Below are 17,046 nucleotides of genomic sequence, written 5' to 3' on the forward strand. Positions count from 1 at the left end.
ACCTTGATTGACGGAGGAGGGACCCGTTACCATCTTCCCTTGATCAAGATTAGTGTAGGTCGGTTCTGTTGTGGACCGTTCATTCTGGCTGATAAGATTTCGGCCCTTTGGAGATTATTAAAATGTTGATCCTGACTCGTCGTTCTGGTGAAACGTTGATGATAGGTGATCAGGTCACCGTAACGGTGCTTGGTGTAAAGGGTAACCAAGTGCGTGTTGGTATCAATGCTCCTAAGCATGTGGCAGTGCATCGTGAAGAGATCTATCATCGTATTCAGCGTGGTGACGAGCTTGCGTGTTCTTCTGGAACGCGGGGAGATAGCGGCTCTTCCATATAATTAAAATGGTGTTTGCGTCGTTTTGGGTTGGCAGGTATCCTTCACAAGCCTATCCGCCTAAAGAGGTGGTTAGTACCCCGGAGTGATGCCCGAGAGGCCGAAGGGGCTCCCCTGCTAAGGGAGTATAGGGTCAAAAACTCTATCGAGGGTTCGAATCCCTCTCACTCCGCCACCTACTGGCAAGTGCTTTGTGCTCAATACCCTTAGATTGGGTGGTGTTCAAATTCCTTATGTTTATATTTGGGGTGCCTCTTTAAGTGCTTTGTATGTGGAAGCTTTTGTAAATCCTCTTTGCTATGGCGATATTCATAGATTCCGTCGATTCATTTCTATCTAGTATTTTAGAGTTCTGTTCAATAGTGGCCTAAAGCAGTTCTTTAGATGGTGTCGTTGCTTCTATACCCTGTGGTCAGTGAGGTTTTCTGAAGTGACTCCTGATTGGGCATTGTTTCTATCAGCGCTCTTGAAATACAGTTTCGTAGGCTGACTTGATGGAATCTCAAAGCGGTGTTGTGGTTGAATTGGTTTACTCAGATAGAGCATAGAGCAACCAACATCATTTCTCGTTTATACGTGAGTATTGCGTGATGCTTCTTTGGTTCCGTGTTCTCTATGATTAAGCATATGCGAGTGAGTTGGTATTTTATTGAATATTTAAATTCGCATTGGAGATGTTGGTTATTTTGATGCGGTTTATTTTTTGTATCTAATCTATGTTGCTAACAAACAGCCAGCAGAAAGAATTTTTTGAAATGCCTTATGCTTTAATTTGAAATCTTCAAAAAATAACTTGGCAGTCCCTGTGATTGTTTGTTCTTTTCCTACTTTTGCATTTAAAAATACAATGCATGTTGTCATCATTGGGTTTTAAGTGCGTCACGCGGATGTGTGGCGTTCTTACAGGTAGCCGGAGTAGTCCGAATACAAGTGGCACATTGTCTTGATGGTGCTGCCTGTGCCGATTTCAAATAGACCATGAAGGGACGTACAGTGTCCCTAATTTTGTTGCAGGCGCCGGTGTATACATGAAAACGAAGTATTAATGCTTTTAACGCGTTATGCCGCAGCACATAGGGCTGCGGCTCTGAAAAAACGGTGCGTGGTTGTTCAACACCTATTCTGTCATCCCGTTGCGCTTCAGCAAGGCATCAATGCGAGGCGCGCGTTTGCGGAAGGCTTGGAAATTCTCTGCTGCGCTGCGACTGCCGCCACGACTTAGGATTTCGTCGAGAAAGCGCGCCCCTATTTCGGCAAATTGATCCGGAGCCTCTTCAAATGCAGCATAAGCGTCTGCGCTGAGGACTTCGGCCCATTTGTAACTGTAATATCCCGCTGCATAACCACCAGCAAAAATATGTCTGAACTGGTGCGGAAAACGATTCCAGTCCGGTAACCGGTTGACGGCCACTTCATCACGGACGCGTTCTAACAGTCCCAGTACGCTGTCCTGTGCTGGATCGAAGTCACTATGTAGCAGCATGTCGAATAGCGCGAACTCAAGTTGGCGCACGGTGAACATTCCGCTCTGAAAATTGCGCGCGCAGACCATCCGATCGAACAGACTGCGTGGCAGCGGTGCACCGGTCTCCACGTGTGCCGTCATGGCTTGAACGCGTTCCCACTCCCAGCAAAAGTTTTCCATGAACTGACTGGGCAACTCCACCGCATCCCATTCCACACCATTAATACCAGCCACGCCCAGTTCCCCAATCCGGGTCAGTAACTGATGCAGCCCATGGCCCATTTCGTGAAATAAAGTAATGACCTCCTGATGACGGAACGTAGGCAGCACACCGTCGTTACCACGACCGAAATTGCACACCAAATAGACCACCGGAGTTTGCACCCCATCGCCTTTGTCACGGCGGTTACGGCAATCATCCATCCATGCCCCGCCGCGCTTGCCCTCCCGTGCATACAGATCCAGATAAAACTGGCCGACGCGTTGCCCATTCGTATCAATGAGACGGTAGAAGCGAACATCTGGATGCCAGACCGGCGCGGCGTCTTCTTCGATTCGCAGTCCATACAGGGAGCGGATCACCTCGAACAACCCAGCCAGGACCTTGGGTTCGGTGAAATACTGCTTTACTTCCTGCTCGGAGAAATTGTAACGGGCTTGTTTCAGCTTCTCACTGGCATATGCAATGTCCCAGGCTTCCAGCGTCTCAAGCCCCAGCGCCTCGCGTGCGAACGTTTCCAGTTCACGGCGATCACGTTGAGCATGCGGCTTGGCACGTCCTGCCAAGTCATGCAGGAAGCTGAGTACCTCAGCTGGATCCTCTGCCATCTTGGTTGCGACCGAGTATGCCGCGTAACAGGAGAAACCAAGCAGCGCTGCCAATTCGGAACGCAGCGTGAGAATCTGATGAATGTGCGGACTATTATCCAAAGCGGCATCGCCAAATTCCGAAGCGCGTATCGCACTAGCATGATATGAGCGCTCTCGTAACGCGCGGTTGTCAGCATCGCTTTGGACCGACAGATAGCAGGGCATCTGTAACGTGAACGTCCAGCCTGATACCCCCTTCTTTTCTGCGGCCGCCCGCGCGGTAGCGACAGTCTCTGTCGGCAGACCGGATAACAAAGCGGCGTCTTCGGTGGTGTAGGACCATGCCTCTGTTGCATCAAGCACATTTTGCGAAAACGTTGCAGACAATGCCGACAGCTCCTGCTTGATCTCTGCCAGACGAGCTTTCCCGGCGGCATCCAGCTCGGCACCGCCGAGACGGAAATCACGCAAAGCGTTATCAACAACCTTGCACCGTACCGCATTATCACGGTCCCATTCCGGCGCACACGCTAATGCTTTGTACTGCGCATACAGCGCCAGGTTCTGTCCGAGCGTACTGCTGAATCGAGTGACTTTCGGCAGAGTGACGTTATACGCCTCACGCAGCGCCGGCGTGTTGACCACCGCCTCCAAATGCGCCACCTGGCCCCACGCGCGATACAACCGCTCGGTGGCATCGTCCAGCGGTACTACGAAGTTCTCCCATGTCACCGGCGTTACCTGTTCCGCGTGGGCGACGGCTGCCTCCGCCTCTGCGAGCAACTGCTCAATGGCCGGGCCAACGTGTTCAGGGAGGATCGCGTCGAAGCGAGGAAGGTCTGAGAAATCGAGGAGTGGGTTACTCATGTGTGTCTTCTGTGTCTTGGGAATGCAGCCAAATGCGGAGATGCCTACCGATTATGGTGTCATTCCAGAGCCGCGCAAGGAAGCAGCGGCAACGTATCACCTGCCACGACAGCAGCGATCACCGCGTCACTGTCCGACACATCAATGCCATGTGCCGCGTACCACGCTGGAGAATAGTAACTATGCGCGTAACGTTCACCTCCATCACACAGAATGGTGACGATCGAACCCTTCATGCCTTCAGCCCGCATGCGTGCTGCGGTTTGCAGCACACCCACCATATTGGTTCCAGTGGAGCCGCCCACACGTCGACCTAAGCGAGCGCTGATATAGCGCATTGCCGCCAGACTCAGCGCGTCGGGCACCTTAATCATCGCGTCGATACAATTGTGGATGAAACTTGGTTCTAAGCGTGGTCGGCCGATCCCTTCCATCCGAGATCCCCCGTGTCAGTGACGCTGTTCCTATGATCGCTTCCCTTGCAGGCAGCGCGGTAGTGATCGAAGAACACCGAAATCTCCGGATCAGCGCACAGGATGCGAGTGACGTGACGCCGGTAGCGCACATAGCGGCCGAGCGTTGCAGCAGTGCCTCCCGTCCCCGGACTACACACAATCCAGGCGGGAATTGGGTGTGGCTCATCGGCCATCTGCTTAAAGATCGACTCAGCAATATTGTTATTGGCGCGCCAATCAGTTGCACGTTCTGCGTAAGTGAACTGGTCCATGAAATGGCCCCCTGTCTCACGCGCCAACTGATGTGCAGCATCATGCAGATCACACGCCCGTTCGACCGCGTGACAGCGCCCCCCGTGAAACTCGATCGCAGCCACCTTCTCCGGTGAGGTCGAGGTTGGGATCACCGCGATAAAAGGAAGCCCCAACAGCCTCGCGAAGTAAGCCTCTGAGACAGCCGTTGAACCGCTGGATGCTTCAATCACCGGCCGCCCTGGAGACAGCCAACCATTGACCAGAGCGTACAAGAACAACGAACGTGCCAATCGATGCTTAAGGCTTCCAGTGGGGTGGATCGATTCGTCTTTGAGATAGAAATCAATGTCCGGGAAACCAGGCAACTGCAACGGGATGAGATGGGTGTCAACGGAGCGATTAAAATCAGCTTCGATCTTACAGATGGAGGATGCGACCCACTCGCGCTGCGACATAAAAGAGCAACAGTGATAGAAAGCGTCGATTCTCCCATAGCCACCTTGCACCCTCTGAGCACCCATTGAGTGTTTCGCGACGTGTTCGGCTTTTTTATGACCCACCCATTTGCATCTGTAGGTCAGCGCGTGCCGCCTTGCACCATTCGCCTCATCACATCAAGGCACGCAAAAAATGAGCGTATCCCTACCGTGTTGCACGCGGTACAAAACCGCGTGATCTCAAGTCCAATGCTTGCAATGAGTTACTTCCGCACTCCTGACCAGAAACCTCTCCTGCTTGTCTTCCATCCCCAGCCCGATGCGAGACCTCTTCCTGAATGATGCTACTGCACTGCCCACCCTGACCGGCAGTGCCCCTCCGATGGCAGCACCGCCTGATTGAACAGGAACCTCGTGTCCTTGGCATCGCCACCTGGCGCACTTGTAAAAATGCGCTGAGCGTTGCATCTGCAGGCATCAATCTTGGCGTGTCATCACCGTATACTGATGCCACTTCACGATTGCGTTGTACTCCCTTGCCATCTTTACTACTACGTCTGTTGATCAGCCTTTGCTTGATTGCTCAGCAGTCTGTGAGTGCTTGGGCGTCGGTCACGATGCCCCCAAGGATTGCCCTGCCTTCTATGCCTGTCGCCGTGGTCGACAGGCCCTGTCACCATACCGGCGTTTCTGGCGTTCAGAGTGCAGCACACCTCAGCCATGCCATACCCACACCCTCAACCCCATGCAGCAAAATCGGTCATTGTGACTGCTTGCAGCACAGCAACGCCCTGCCGGTGACGCTCCTCATCCTGCCGGTCGTGTTGCTGGAGCGTATGCCCCCGCTTGCCGGAATACTGACTAGCCGGGGACTCCCCGCCCCCTATCGTCCCATGCGGCCTCCCATTGCCTGAGTCCCTGAGGGATGTTTCCTGTCCCCCATAGCGCACCTCCTCCGTATTCCCCTTGCTTGCTATCGTTCCGTCGCCAAAGCGCCGGACATGGGAGTCTCTATGAACACTGTTACCTTCCCTTCCCAGGGAGGCATTGACCGGCGTCGCTTCCTAAAAGGCTTGGCGTTGGGAGGCGTCGTCGCCGGTACCGGCTTATGGCGTCTTCCTGTCCATGCAGCCAACCCTGAGTTGCCGCCACTGCAGCGGCGTACCACTCCCCTAGAGCTGCGTATCGGACAGTCCAGCGTTAATTTCACCGGACGTATGCGTCCAGCCATCACCGTTAATAACAGCTTGCCTGGACCCGTATTGCGTTGGCGCCAAGGCGATACGGTCCAAATACATGTCACCAATACCTTGCCCGATGTGATGACCTCAATTCATTGGCACGGCATCGTTCTGCCCTCCAACATGGATGGCGTACCGGGCATGAGTTTCGACGGTATTGCACCAGGCGAACACTATCTATACCGCTTTCAGTTACACCAGTCTGGGACCTACTGGTACCACAGCCACGCCATGTTTCAAGAACAGGCCGGCCTGTATGGAGCGTTGATTATTGATCCACTGGAGCCGCCTCCCTACCGCGCCGACCGCGAGCACATCCTCCTATTCTCAGATTGGACCGACCTGGACCCTGCCGCACTGTTTCGCAGGCTCAAAAAAATGTCCTCTTACGACAACACCTACCAACGCACCGTCCGCGATTTCTTCCATGACATACACCGTGATGGCCTGCGCACCACACTGGCCGATCGCCGCATGTGGGGCAGAATGCGGATGACCCCGACAGACCTGTCCGATGTCAATGCCCATACCTATACCTACCTGCTGAACGGCACCACGCCAGCCGGCCACTGGACTGGATTGTTCCGCCCCGGAGAAAAAGTGCTATTACGGCTGATTAATGGTTCGGCGATGACCTATTTTGACGTCCGTATTCCAGGCCTGAAACTGACCGTTGTCGCCGTGGATGGCCAATACGTCCATCCGGTGACCGTGGATGAATTACGTATTGCCCTCGCCGAAACCTATGATGTCCTGATCCAACCCCACGGCCAGGATGCCTTTGCAATCTTTGCCCAGGACATGGGCCGCACCGGCTACGCCTGCGGCACCCTCGCCGTGCGTCCCGGCTTACACGCCCCCCTGCCGGCATTGGACCCGCGTCCTCGCCTGACAATGCAGGACATGGGACACGGGATGACGCATGATCAGCATGGGAGTCGCGTCTCTGAAATGGCGGACATCCCAGGAATGACCCATCCTGGCAGACTGGGCGATCATGCCAGCCACGCCAACCAGCCTCCTGCGCAGCCCCCTCATGGTTTACATAGCCTTCCGGCGGACAGAACAGCGCCGCAGCATCCTGCCAGCGAACAGAACAATCCCTTGGTGGACATGCATGTGGACGCACCACAGCCGCGTTTGAATGATCCCGGCATTGGCTTGCGTGACAATGGCCGCCACGTCTTGACGTACGCTGATCTGCATAGCCTGTTCGATGATCCGGATGGACGTGAACCAGGGCGTGAGATCGAATTACATCTCACCGGCAATATGGAGAAATTCGCCTGGTCGTTTGATGGCATCCCATTTGCCTCCGCGCAACCCTTACGACTCAACTACGGTGAACGTGTACGCATCGTCTTGGTCAATGACACCATGATGGCGCACCCCATTCACCTGCACGGCTTATGGAGTGACTTAGAGGATGCCAACGCCGCGTTTCAGGTCCGTAAACACACCATCGATATGCCGCCGGGTACACGCCGCAGCTACCGTGTGCGTGCCGATGCACTGGGGCGCTGGGCCTACCACTGCCACATGCTGTACCACATGGAAAGCGGCATGATGCGTGAAGTACAGGTGCGCCCATGAACACCCGTACCTGGTTCGTATTGTTCTGCGTCGCTCTGCCACTCGTACCGCTGCAAGCGCAGCCGCGCCCGCAGACCGAACAGACATCACCGGCGTTGAGTGAGCACACCCAGATGGATCACACCCAGATGGATCACACCCAGATGGATCACACAGGGATGGATCACACAGGGATGGATCATGCGATCCACGGTGCAACAACGCGATCTGCCGGAGATGTTGCCTTACCCCCGCCCACCACGGCGGCGTTGGCAGCGGCGTTTCCTCCGTTACGCCACCGTGCTGCGCACGCGCCACCCCTGGTGTCTCTGGTCCGTATTGATCGGTTGGAAACGTGGAATGCTGATCCCGGGCGCGGCCACGCTTGGGCAACGCAGGCATGGATTGGCAGCGACATTCAACGGCTGTGGTTACGTAGCCAAGGTGAGTGTTACGGTGGTCGATGCCAATCTGTCGCAGTGGATATGCTGTATGGGCACGATATTTCGCCCTGGTGGGATGCTCTCATTGGCGCGCGCCGCGATGTGCAGCCGGATGGCCGCACCTGGGCGGCGCTTGGTGTGCAGGGCGTGACCCCGTATAAATTTGAGAGTGCCGCGTTTCTGTATTTGAGCGGTGCTGCGATGCGGCTCATGGTGGAGACTAAATATGACCTGCTACTCAGTCAGCGGTTGATCCTGCAACCGAACCTCCAAGCGACCGCTGGTCTTACTCGGGATCGCGATCTGGGGGCCGGACCCCAAACGTTACAGGTTGGCGTGCGGATGCGTTACCAGATCACCCGGCGTGTTGCACCGTATGTGGGTTGGGAGCGCGAATATGGTTATGGGGGGAATGGGCGCCAGGCACGCGGGCGTGGTACCTCTGACGATGAAAAGCGCTGGGTGGCTGGGATACGCTGCTGGTTTTGAACGTTCCTGACCAGTGAAGCATCACAACTGATGATGTGCCTTAGATCGCGTGATGGATTGCATGATCCAGGGTTCCCATCTCAACGGTGTGAACCCTGGATGCTTGAATGGGCAGAACGTGATGCGACGTGTTGTTTAGGAGTTGTTTTAGAGCGGGAGATTTCCCGCTCTGCTTAAAGCGCATCTTGGGGTGAGAACACGGCACCTACGGTGTTGCGGAACTGTTTGCAATATCAATACCGCATCCCCCATCGGCTCATAGTGTGGTGCGTCGTTCGCGTAGCCCGTTGAGTTGTGTCGTCCACTCCCTGAGGCGGCTGCGTTCTTGCTCCACCACCGCCGTAGGGGCGTTTTGCACAAAGACGGCGTTACTCAATTTCCCGTTGCTTTTATCGATTTCGCTTTCGACACGTTTGATTTCTTTATCCAAGCGCGCGCGTTCGGCGTCCACATCAATCAAACCTTCCAGCGGCACCAGGAGTTTTAAGCTGCCAACGATGGCTGTCGCGGACGGAGGGGCGGCGGTCGTGGCGCTCAGCCAGTCGATGTGTTCGAGTTTGAGCAAAAAGTGCAATGCAATGGCGAAATGCGTGATACGACGCCGGTCAACCTCCTGGCCTCCTTGGAGCAGCAGGGAGATGCGCCGCGAAGGTGGCACGTTGAGGGTGCTGCGTATCCGGCGCAATGCGCTGACCATGATTTTTAGCCATTCAACATCGGCGGCGGCGTTGGCGAAGGCTGTGGTCTCTAGCTGCTGTGGCTGCGGATAGGGGCGTAGCATTAGCGTGGTTGCTTGGATGCCCAGGCGCGGCGCCACCTGGCACCAGAGTTCTTCCGTGATAAACGGGATGAGTGGATGCAGCAGACGCAGCAGGGTTTCTAACACGTACAGCAGGGTGTGACGGGTGCTGGCGGCGGCTTGGGTGTCATCGCCATTGAGTGCGGGTTTGGCCAGTTCGACAAACCAATCACAAAATTCGTTCCACGCAAATTCGTACAAGGCCTGCGCTAATAAATCGAAGCGGTAGGCGGCAAATTGCGCATGTGCTTCTGCGGTGACGGCGGCCAGCCGCGACAGAATCCATTGTTCGGCGTCGGTGCGCGGTTGCGGGGTGCGGGGTACGTCCTGCCCGTCTTGGCCCGCCTGGTGTTGTGCGGGTGAGTGGGCGGTGTCGCCCGCAGTGTTCATCAGTACAAAACGGGTGGCGTTCCACAATTTGTTGCAGAAGTTTTTGTACCCTTCGGCGCGGCCAAGGTCGAATTTAATATCGCGCCCGTGGGTTGCTAGTGCCGCGATGGTGAAGCGCAACGCATCGGCCCCGTGCGGGGCAATGCCGTCAGGAAATTCTTTGCGTGTGGCTTTTGCGATTTTTTCGGCAAGCTTGGGTTGCATCAGTCCGGTGGTGCGCTTGGCGACCAGGTCATCTAGGGTAATGCCGTCGATGATGTCCAGCGGGTCGAGCACGTTGCCTTTGGATTTGGACATTTTCTGGCCTTGGGCATCGCGAATCAGACCAGTGATGTACACATCGTGGAATGGCACGTTTCCGGTGAAATGGTCGGTGGCCATGATCATGCGGGCCACCCAGAAGAAAATAATGTCGAATCCGGTGACCAACACCGATGAAGGCAGATAGCGTTCAAAGCCGCGTTCGGCCATTGCCATTGGATCGGGCCACCCCAGGGTGGAGAAGGGCCACAGTTGCGAGGAGAACCAGGTTTCCAATACATCGTTGTCCTGGGTGAGTGTCACCTCGGGGCCGAGGGCGTGTTTGGCACGGACTTCTGCTTCACTGCGGCCGACGTAGACGCATCCCTGCGTGTCGAACCAGGCAGGGATACGGTGGCCCCACCACAGTTGGCGGCTGATGCACCAGTCTTGGATGTTCTCCATCCAATGGCGGTAGGTGTTGATCCAGTTTGGCGGAACAAATCTCACGGCGCCGCGCTCGACCAGTTCCAATCCGCGTGCGGCGAGCGTCTCCATCCTCACAAACCACTGTGCAGTGAGATAGGGTTCAATTACCTGGCCGGTGCGGTCGCCACGCGGCACTTGCAAGGTATGGGGTGTCGCCGCGACGAGTAGGCCTTGTGCGTCCAAATCGGCCAGTATCTGCTTGCGTGCTTCGTAGCGGTCCAGGCCTGCCAAATGCGCTGGCATGATCAGGGTGTCATGTTGATTGGAGGCGTTGCTGGCATCTGAATCGCTGGGGGTGTCTGTTGTGTCGCTGGTGGCACCGGAGGCTATCCCGGATTGGATGCTTGTTTTGGAGACAATGCACGCTGCATCGTCCAGCACCTGGATCATGGGTAAGCGATGCCGTAGGCCGACTTGATAGTCGTTGAAGTCGTGCGCCGGGGTGACTTTGACGACGCCAGTGCCGAATGTGGGCTCGACATAGGTGTCGCTGATCACTTCGATCTGGCGTCCGGTCAGCGGCAATGTCACGGTTTTACCGATCAATGCGGTGTAGCGCCGGTCCTCAGGATGCACCATCACTGCGGTGTCGCCGAGCAGGGTTTCCGGACGGGTGGTGGCCACGATGAGGGAGTCGCGGGTCTCGCGCAGGGTTTCATTCCCTGCGGCATCATGCTCAATGTGTTCGTAGGTGACGCCGTCGCTCAGTGGATAGCGGATCGACCAGAGCATGCCTTCTTCTTGGACGTTCTCCACTTCCAGATCAGAGATGGCGGTTTTCAGCACCGGGTCCCAGTTGACCAGACGTTGGCCGCGGTAAATCAGCCCTTCTTCGTACCAGCGTACAAACGCTTCTGTCACCGCCGCTGATGGCTGCGCGTCCATGGTGAAGGTGCTGCGTGACCAGTCTGCGGAGACGCCGAGGCGGCGCATTTGCCGTTCGATGGTGTCGCCGGATTGCTGTTTCCACTCCCACACTTTGTTGATAAAGCCTTCACGGCCCAGCGAGTCGCGGGTTTCTCCGCGGCCTTCGAGTGCCATATTGCGGCTGACCACCATTTCGGTGGCGATACCGGCGTGGTCGGTGCCCACTTGCCATAGGGTGTCATCTCCACACATGCGGTGATAGCGCACCAGCGCATCCATCAAGGTTTGTTGGAAGGCATGGCCCATATGCAGGGTGCCGGTGACATTCGGCGGTGGTAGCAGGATGGTATAGGGCTGACCTACGCCGGAGGGTTTGAAGTGGCCTGCAGCTTCCCACTCGGCGTATAAGCGCGCTTCAAAAGAGGTGGGGTCATAGCTGGAGGTGAACTGGGACATGGCAGGGGCTGCAGATAGGGGGCAGGGAAGATGGGGAGCAGGGACGGGGTGATTAGTCCTGACGCCTGGTGAGATTTTTGATTTTCTGGTCTGTCTCGTATTGGTTCAATGCATAGACCGCCCAGATGGCGGCGGGGGCCCATCCGATCAGTGTTATTTGCAATATTAGGCAGGTCACACCGGCGAGTGGACGCCCGATGGTGAAGAACAGTAGACACGGTAACAGGAGAGCAATGAGTAAGCGCATTGTTGGGATTTTTTGTCTTAAAGGGATGGATGGTCTTATTTAATGAGGGGATGGCAGCGTGGTCACATGTCGTGTTTGTTCATGTGCAGGCCGCGTGCCTTGTAGTGTTTCCAGCGTTCACGCAGTGGCTCGCGTGCCGCAGGATCAGCGGGAACCACCTCCAACACGCGTTCGCAGGGGCCATCCCAAGGGGCGTCGCGTAGGTTGATGACCAGCGGGCGCGATGGGGTGTCGCTGTCCGGGGTGGCAATCAATACGGGGGTGATGTCGTCGTCTTCGTCGCTGCCAGCGATTTGGTGGGGGATGTAGGCGTCCGGGTCGAACGCCCACAGTAGGTCATCCAGTGCTTCGGCCTGGGCCTGGTCGCGGGCCAGAATCAGTGTGGGCTGATGGGTGTCGTAGGCTTTGCGGACTAATTCGCAGACTAATTGCAGCGGTTTCTCAAGAAAGCGCGGTTTGGCAATCAAATAGAAGTCGGCGCGTGCCATTAATCCAGTTTCTCGAGCATGGCACGTAGCCGTTCGGTGGCTTTCTGAGGGTCCAACTTGATTTTCAGTTGTCGTCTTAATTCAATTAAAGCGCCAAGGGACAACCCTAGGAATGCACTCGCAGTGAAATGCAGCAGATAGTTAATGATTTGAATGACTAGATTTGTATTTGAAGCATTGATCAGTGCGATGTTGATCATGGTGAAGCTGCATACGAAGTACATGAAGCATTCAACGGCTTCTTTGGTGAAGGGCAATGGATTGAAGGGTTGGGAAGCAATGGTTTCGATCTCATCCAGTGCTTTCTTGATAATTTGTTTCTTGGTTTGTTCCTTTTGGGCTTTTCTGATCTTTAGCCAAGCCGAAATACGTTTCACGATAAAAGTTAGGAGAAGTCCCAATAAGGGACTTCCCATACCGTAAATATGCATCCATGCGTGGTCGCTTAGCATCGATCCACGAGCCACTGTGTCAGTAGGCCGACAGGACGCCCGGTGGCCATGCCGCGTTTGCCTTCGTTGCTGGCTGAGCCGGCAATATCCAGGTGTGCCCAGCGTTGGCCTTCGGTGAAGCGCGATAAGAAGCAGCCGGCGGTGATGGCGCCTCCCCAGCGGCCGCCGATGTTGTAGACGTCGGCAAACGTGGAGTCCAGCAAGCCTTGGTATTCGTCCCACAGGGGCAGACGCCAGGCGCGGTCGTGGACGTGCTCACCGGCGGTCAGCAGTTCGTTGGCAAGATCGTCATGATGAGTCATCAGGCCAGTGGCGGCGCGCCCGAGGGCGATCATGCAGGCGCCGGTGAGGGTGGCGACGTCGATCAGTGCTTCCGGTTTGAAGCGTTCGGCGTAGGTCAGGGCATCGCAGAGGATGAGGCGGCCTTCTGCGTCGGTGTTGCCGACTTCGATGGTTTTGCCGGACATGCTGGTAATGACGTCCGAGGGGCGGTAGGCGTTGCCATCAATGGCGTTTTCTACCGCCGGTACGATCACAATCAGGTTGAGCGGTAGCCGTACTTTGACTGCGGCGACGAAGGTGCCAATGACCGCCGCGCCGCCGCACATGTCGTACTTCATCTCTTCAATGCCGCCCTGGGTCTTCAAGTTGACGCCGCCGGTATCGAAGGTGATGCCTTTACCAACGAGGACATAGGGGCGGGCGTCACCGCCGCCGTTCCACTTCAGCACAATCAGGCGGGGGCGGTTGGCTGAGCCACGGGCCACGGCAAGCAGTGCGCCCATGCCCAATGCCTCCATGTTGGATTCGTCCAGGATTTCGCATGTTGCACCAGGGTGTGTGGCGGCAAAGTGGGCTGTGGTTTCTGCCAGATAGGCAGGGGTGCAGATGTTCGGCGGCAAGTTACCTAGGGCACGTGCGTACTCCACGCCTTCAGCGATGGCTTGACCTAGTGTCAGTCCGCTGGTCTCTTGACCGTGGATCGCCAGGGTGATGAGGCCGGATTCTTCGGCTTTTTTGCGGCTGGTCCCTAGGGTGGCGGTGTAGCGGTAGGCGGCGTGGTCAGCGGCGATCACGGCTTGGTGGATGTTCCAGGCGGCGTTGCGGTCTTTGACGGGGAGTTCAGATAAGGTGAGTAGGGCGTGCGTCACTGGGGCATCTTTCAGGGCGCGGACGGCGTTGCCAACGGCTTTGATGTACTGTCCGGCGCCGAATTTATCCGCTTCACCTAAGCCCACCACCAGGACACGGGGTGCGGTGACACCGTTCAGGTCGTGGAGTAATGCGGAGGTGCCAGATTTTCCGGTGAGGTCGCCGCGTGCTGTCAATGCGGTGATGCGGCCGCCGCTGGCGGCGTCCAGAGTTTTTGCGGTGGGTGAGAGTGTCTTGTCAGCATAGATGCCGACGATCACGCAATCGGTGGTGACAGTCTGTGGTGTGGTTTGGTTGAGCTGGAATTGGAGGGCCATTAGATTCAGATTCCTGTTGCGAGTCCTTACAATCGCGGAGTTTGTCGCCGCTTGGGTTATCTTGGCGGCTGCCGCGAACGAGCTTACAAGTCTAAAGCAACCATATTCTATGCCGAAGCTAGACCGCTATCTGTTGAGCGATTTTACTCAGAGTTTCATTGCAACTTTGATTGTGCTGATGCTGGTTGGGGTGGGTGGTGTGTTGGTCGATATTCTGGGGAGCATTGCCGATGGCCATTTTCCGGCCAAGCTGCTGTTGTCCCAGCTTGGCCTGCGGTTCATTAGTTATCTTCCGCTGCTCTTGCCGCTGGCGTTGATGTTGGGGTTGCTGATGTCGCTGGGCCGGTTGTATCGGGATTCGGAAATGGCGGTCATCACTTCAATTGGTGTTGGCCCTGGGCGGATGTTGCCGTCAATTCTGGGGTTGGTGTTGCCTGTGGTCGTGCTGATCGGTGTGTGTTCGTTGTGGTTGGCGCCTTGGGCCAATCGCACCGCCAATGATCTGCTGGAGCAGGCCAATCGCAGCATTATCATGGCCGGTCTTGAGGCGGGGACGTTTACTCCGATGCCTGATGGGGGTGTGGTTTATTTATCTTCGCTTTCCTCTGATGGTACTAAGCTCAATGCGGTGTTCATGCAAAGTCAGAAGGACGACCGGATAGCGGTTGTCACTGCTAAGCGTGGTGAGATGTATGTGCAGGGGGATAAGGGGCGTTATTTGCGTCTGGAGGATGGGCAACGCGTGGATGGGCCTGCCGATGGTGCTGCGCTGAATTACCGTGTGCTGACTTTTGCGCGCAATGATGCGTTGTTGCCTGAGCTGTCCGTGGTGTATGACAGCAATCATCCCGATATTTTACCCACGTTCAATTTGATCGGTGATCCGCGTCGCGAGGCGCAGGCGCAGTTGCATGCACGGCTTGCGCCTCCATTGTTGGCATTGGCATTTGCGTTGTTGGTATTGCCGCTGTCACGCAGCGCTCCGCGTCAGCAACGCTATGGGGCTGTCATGATGTGTTTCTTGGTCTACATGGTGGGCACCAATCTGATGATTGTCGGTACTCAGTGGATCGCCAACGGCAAGATTTCTCCTGTGTGGGGCTTGTGGTGGCTGACGTTGCCGCTGCTGTTGGTGGCAGTATGTTTGTATGCCCGCGGTGGCTGCTGGATGCCGTGGCCGCGGAGAAGCCGATGAAACTATTTCCATGTTTGCATGATCGTTACGTTGCGCGTGCTGTCGTTGCTACGGTGTTGTTGACATGGTTGGTGTTGTTGGGTCTGGATGTGGTGAATGGTTTTGCCAGTGAGGTACGCGACATCGGCAAGGGCAGTTACAGTTTTGGTCATGCGATTGCTTATATCGCTTACACGGTGCCGCGCCGTGCTTATACGTTATTTCCAACTGCAGCAGTGATTGGGATGTTGCTAGGGTTGGGCCAGTTGGCGGCTACCTCCGAGTTAACGGCGCTGCGTGCGCTGGGGGTCTCGCGCACGCGGTTGAGTCTGTCGGTGATGATGATGATTGGGATGGGCACTGGGCTGATGGTGCTGACTGGGGAGACGCTGGGTCCTTGGGCGCAAGCCCAAGCAGACATATTGAAGGCCAGTGCTAAGTACAAGAGCGATATGACCGGGGCGCGTTATTCCGGTTTTTGGGCGCGTGAGGGTGAGGTGTTTCTCAATGCGCGTAGTGGTGAGGAGAAACGCCTGGATAGCGGCGGCATCATGTTGATATTGCATGATGTGCGTTTGTATCAGTTGGCTGCCGATGGGCGGTTGCAAAGTATGACGCGTGCTGCTCGGGTGGAACATCATCAGGATGTTTGGATACTTCAGCAGGTGCAACGGGATACGTTCAGTGAACGTGGGGTGCAGCGTGAGACCTTCGACAGTTTGCCTTGGCGATCACGGCTTGATCCGGCGGTGCTTGCGGCGGGTTTGGCGAAGCCACGTAATCTGTCTGCGCACGAGCTTGTGCAAAGCATTGAGTACCGGCGCCGTAATCACTTGGATGCGCGCGATTTCGAGGGGCAGTACTGGAGTCGCTGGTTTTACCCGGTCAATGTGTTGGCGCTGTGTTTGGCAGCGATTCCGTTTTCTTTCGGTCTGCTACGTAGTGGCGGTATGGGTAAGCGGACGTTCTTAGGTATTTTGTTTGCGCTGAGTTTTTGGATGTTGCAGATGTTTTTTGAGCGCATTGCCAGTGTGCTCAAGCTCAATTACCAGATTTTTTATTTATTGCCTCCAATGGTGATGTTGTGCGGGTCGTATTGGTTGTTCCGGCGGCAGCATCGTTGAGCGGTTGTGTTGGTGAGTGGCGTGGTAATCGTTCTAGGCGGGTTCGACTTGCGCGGTCGTGCCAGGTGCGGCCATCAGGGTCCAACCATCCCCACCAGAATCCGCATCCAAGGGCAGCGAGCGACACGCTGGCGACAGCGTAGCGGCACCACAGCCTGCACCAGTCCGGCGGTGTGTGTCCGGTGGTGGCGACCACACGCAGTTGCCACGGACGCATGCCCAAGGTCTGGCCACCGTAGCGCCAACTGACGGTGGCATACAGGCCGGTTGTGCACCAGCAACATAGCCACAGTAGCCATTGCCAGGGACTGAATGGGGCAATGTTTTCATGTAGGCGATGGCCGGATAGGGTGTAAGCAAGGGTGAACAGGAGTGCGACCAGGAGCCAGAGTGCCAGTATGGGTAGTAAGTCGTAGCTGAGTGCCAGCAGGCGGCGGCCAATGAGCGGTGAAGTGCGGTGTGGGATGGACATGGTGGGTTTG

At 56.1% G+C, this 17,046-nt stretch carries 12 protein-coding genes, 1 tRNA gene and 2 pseudogenes; 7 read left to right on the forward strand and 8 right to left on the reverse strand.

Annotated elements, in window-relative coordinates:
• The first annotated feature begins 122 nt into the window (after nucleotides 1-122).
• Together csrA and F7G16_RS00485 are read left to right on the forward strand one after the other, a co-directional pair.
• Nucleotides 123-338, forward strand: coding sequence for a carbon storage regulator CsrA (gene csrA, locus F7G16_RS00480; protein ID WP_004085529.1), 216 nt, complete (start codon nucleotides 123-125; stop codon nucleotides 336-338).
• Nucleotides 339-417: 79 nt separating this feature from the next.
• Nucleotides 418-510, forward strand: a tRNA-Ser gene (locus F7G16_RS00485).
• A 942-nt stretch (nucleotides 511-1,452) separates the two neighbouring features.
• Here the strand turns inward: F7G16_RS00485 and F7G16_RS00490 are convergent.
• Nucleotides 1,453-3,477, reverse strand: a complete 2,025-nt coding sequence (locus F7G16_RS00490; protein ID WP_004087612.1) for a M3 family metallopeptidase — start codon at nucleotides 3,475-3,477, stop codon at nucleotides 1,453-1,455.
• A gap of 59 nt (nucleotides 3,478-3,536) precedes the next feature.
• Nucleotides 3,537-4,642, reverse strand: a pseudogene (locus F7G16_RS00495) (PLP-dependent cysteine synthase family protein).
• A 353-nt stretch (nucleotides 4,643-4,995) separates the two neighbouring features.
• On the opposite strand from F7G16_RS00495, the gene F7G16_RS00500 reads away from it, so the two are divergent.
• From F7G16_RS00500 to F7G16_RS00510, 3 genes are all read left to right on the forward strand, one after another.
• The gene (locus F7G16_RS00500; RefSeq protein WP_012382412.1) at nucleotides 4,996-5,538 is read left to right on the forward strand and encodes a CopL family metal-binding regulatory protein; all 543 of its coding nucleotides are present in this window, start codon (nucleotides 4,996-4,998) and stop codon (nucleotides 5,536-5,538) included.
• A 99-nt stretch (nucleotides 5,539-5,637) separates the two neighbouring features.
• On the forward strand, nucleotides 5,638-7,458 hold the full coding sequence (locus F7G16_RS00505) for a copper resistance system multicopper oxidase (protein WP_004087605.1): 1,821 nt from the start codon (nucleotides 5,638-5,640) through the stop codon (nucleotides 7,456-7,458).
• Nucleotides 7,455-8,369, forward strand: a complete 915-nt coding sequence (locus F7G16_RS00510; protein WP_072866343.1) for a copper resistance protein B — start codon at nucleotides 7,455-7,457, stop codon at nucleotides 8,367-8,369. Before F7G16_RS00505 ends, F7G16_RS00510 begins: the two co-directional genes overlap by 4 nt.
• A gap of 256 nt (nucleotides 8,370-8,625) precedes the next feature.
• Here F7G16_RS00510 and F7G16_RS00515 read toward each other — a convergent pair whose 3' ends face one another.
• The 5 genes from F7G16_RS00515 to F7G16_RS00535 form a co-directional block, all read right to left on the reverse strand.
• Complete coding sequence (locus F7G16_RS00515) at nucleotides 8,626-11,610, reverse strand: valine--tRNA ligase (protein WP_004087603.1); 2,985 nt, start codon at nucleotides 11,608-11,610, stop codon at nucleotides 8,626-8,628.
• 52 nt (nucleotides 11,611-11,662) lie between these two features.
• Nucleotides 11,663-11,857 carry a hypothetical protein gene (locus tag F7G16_RS12040; protein WP_011097503.1) on the reverse strand — a complete coding sequence of 65 codons (195 nt, stop codon included), beginning with the start codon at nucleotides 11,855-11,857 and terminating at the stop codon, nucleotides 11,663-11,665.
• Nucleotides 11,858-11,919: 62 nt separating this feature from the next.
• The gene (locus F7G16_RS00525) at nucleotides 11,920-12,345 is read right to left on the reverse strand and encodes a DNA polymerase III subunit chi (protein WP_004087601.1); all 426 of its coding nucleotides are present in this window, start codon (nucleotides 12,343-12,345) and stop codon (nucleotides 11,920-11,922) included.
• The gene (locus F7G16_RS00530) at nucleotides 12,345-12,722 is read right to left on the reverse strand and encodes a hypothetical protein (RefSeq protein WP_228446159.1); all 378 of its coding nucleotides are present in this window, start codon (nucleotides 12,720-12,722) and stop codon (nucleotides 12,345-12,347) included. Before F7G16_RS00530 ends, F7G16_RS00525 begins: the two co-directional genes overlap by 1 nt.
• Nucleotides 12,723-12,790: 68 nt before the next feature.
• The gene (locus F7G16_RS00535; protein WP_004087599.1) at nucleotides 12,791-14,266 is read right to left on the reverse strand and encodes a leucyl aminopeptidase; all 1,476 of its coding nucleotides are present in this window, start codon (nucleotides 14,264-14,266) and stop codon (nucleotides 12,791-12,793) included.
• A gap of 109 nt (nucleotides 14,267-14,375) precedes the next feature.
• Here F7G16_RS00535 and lptF point away from each other — a divergent pair, with 109 nt between their 5' ends.
• Together lptF and lptG are read left to right on the forward strand one after the other, a co-directional pair.
• Nucleotides 14,376-15,461 (forward strand): LPS export ABC transporter permease LptF, encoded by a 1,086-nt coding sequence (gene lptF, locus F7G16_RS00540; protein WP_004087598.1) that lies wholly within the window; start codon nucleotides 14,376-14,378, stop codon nucleotides 15,459-15,461.
• Nucleotides 15,407-16,564, forward strand: a complete 1,158-nt coding sequence (lptG, locus tag F7G16_RS00545) for an LPS export ABC transporter permease LptG (protein WP_172632649.1) — start codon at nucleotides 15,407-15,409, stop codon at nucleotides 16,562-16,564. Before lptF ends, lptG begins: the two co-directional genes overlap by 55 nt.
• Before the next feature lie 16 nt (nucleotides 16,565-16,580).
• Here the strand turns inward: lptG and F7G16_RS00550 are convergent.
• A pseudogene (locus F7G16_RS00550) lies at nucleotides 16,581-17,036 on the reverse strand (RDD family protein); the annotation flags it as partial.
• Between the last annotated feature and the right edge of the window lie 10 nt (nucleotides 17,037-17,046).

It is taken from the genome of Xylella fastidiosa, assembly GCF_011801475.1.
GTDB classification, from domain to species: Bacteria; Pseudomonadota; Gammaproteobacteria; order Xanthomonadales; family Xanthomonadaceae; genus Xylella; species Xylella fastidiosa.

Excerpts from the sequence above, each read along its gene's own strand:
- F7G16_RS00525 (WP_004087601.1), bottom strand. The coding sequence starts at position 12,345 with ATGGCACGCGCCGACTTCTATTTGATTGCCAAACCGCGCTTTCTTGAG.
- csrA (WP_004085529.1), top strand. The coding sequence starts at position 123 with ATGTTGATCCTGACTCGTCGTTCTGGTGAAACGTTGATGATAGGTGAT.
- F7G16_RS00505 (WP_004087605.1), top strand. The coding sequence starts at position 5,638 with ATGAACACTGTTACCTTCCCTTCCCAGGGAGGCATTGACCGGCGTCGC.
- lptG (WP_172632649.1), top strand. The coding sequence starts at position 15,407 with ATGTTTGTATGCCCGCGGTGGCTGCTGGATGCCGTGGCCGCGGAGAAG.
- F7G16_RS00515 (WP_004087603.1), bottom strand. The coding sequence starts at position 11,610 with ATGTCCCAGTTCACCTCCAGCTATGACCCCACCTCTTTTGAAGCGCGC.
- F7G16_RS12040 (WP_011097503.1), bottom strand. The coding sequence starts at position 11,857 with ATGCGCTTACTCATTGCTCTCCTGTTACCGTGTCTACTGTTCTTCACC.
- F7G16_RS00535 (WP_004087599.1), bottom strand. The coding sequence starts at position 14,266 with ATGGCCCTCCAATTCCAGCTCAACCAAACCACACCACAGACTGTCACC.
- F7G16_RS00490 (WP_004087612.1), bottom strand. The coding sequence starts at position 3,477 with ATGAGTAACCCACTCCTCGATTTCTCAGACCTTCCTCGCTTCGACGCG.
- F7G16_RS00510 (WP_072866343.1), top strand. The coding sequence starts at position 7,455 with ATGAACACCCGTACCTGGTTCGTATTGTTCTGCGTCGCTCTGCCACTC.
- lptF (WP_004087598.1), top strand. The coding sequence starts at position 14,376 with ATGCCGAAGCTAGACCGCTATCTGTTGAGCGATTTTACTCAGAGTTTC.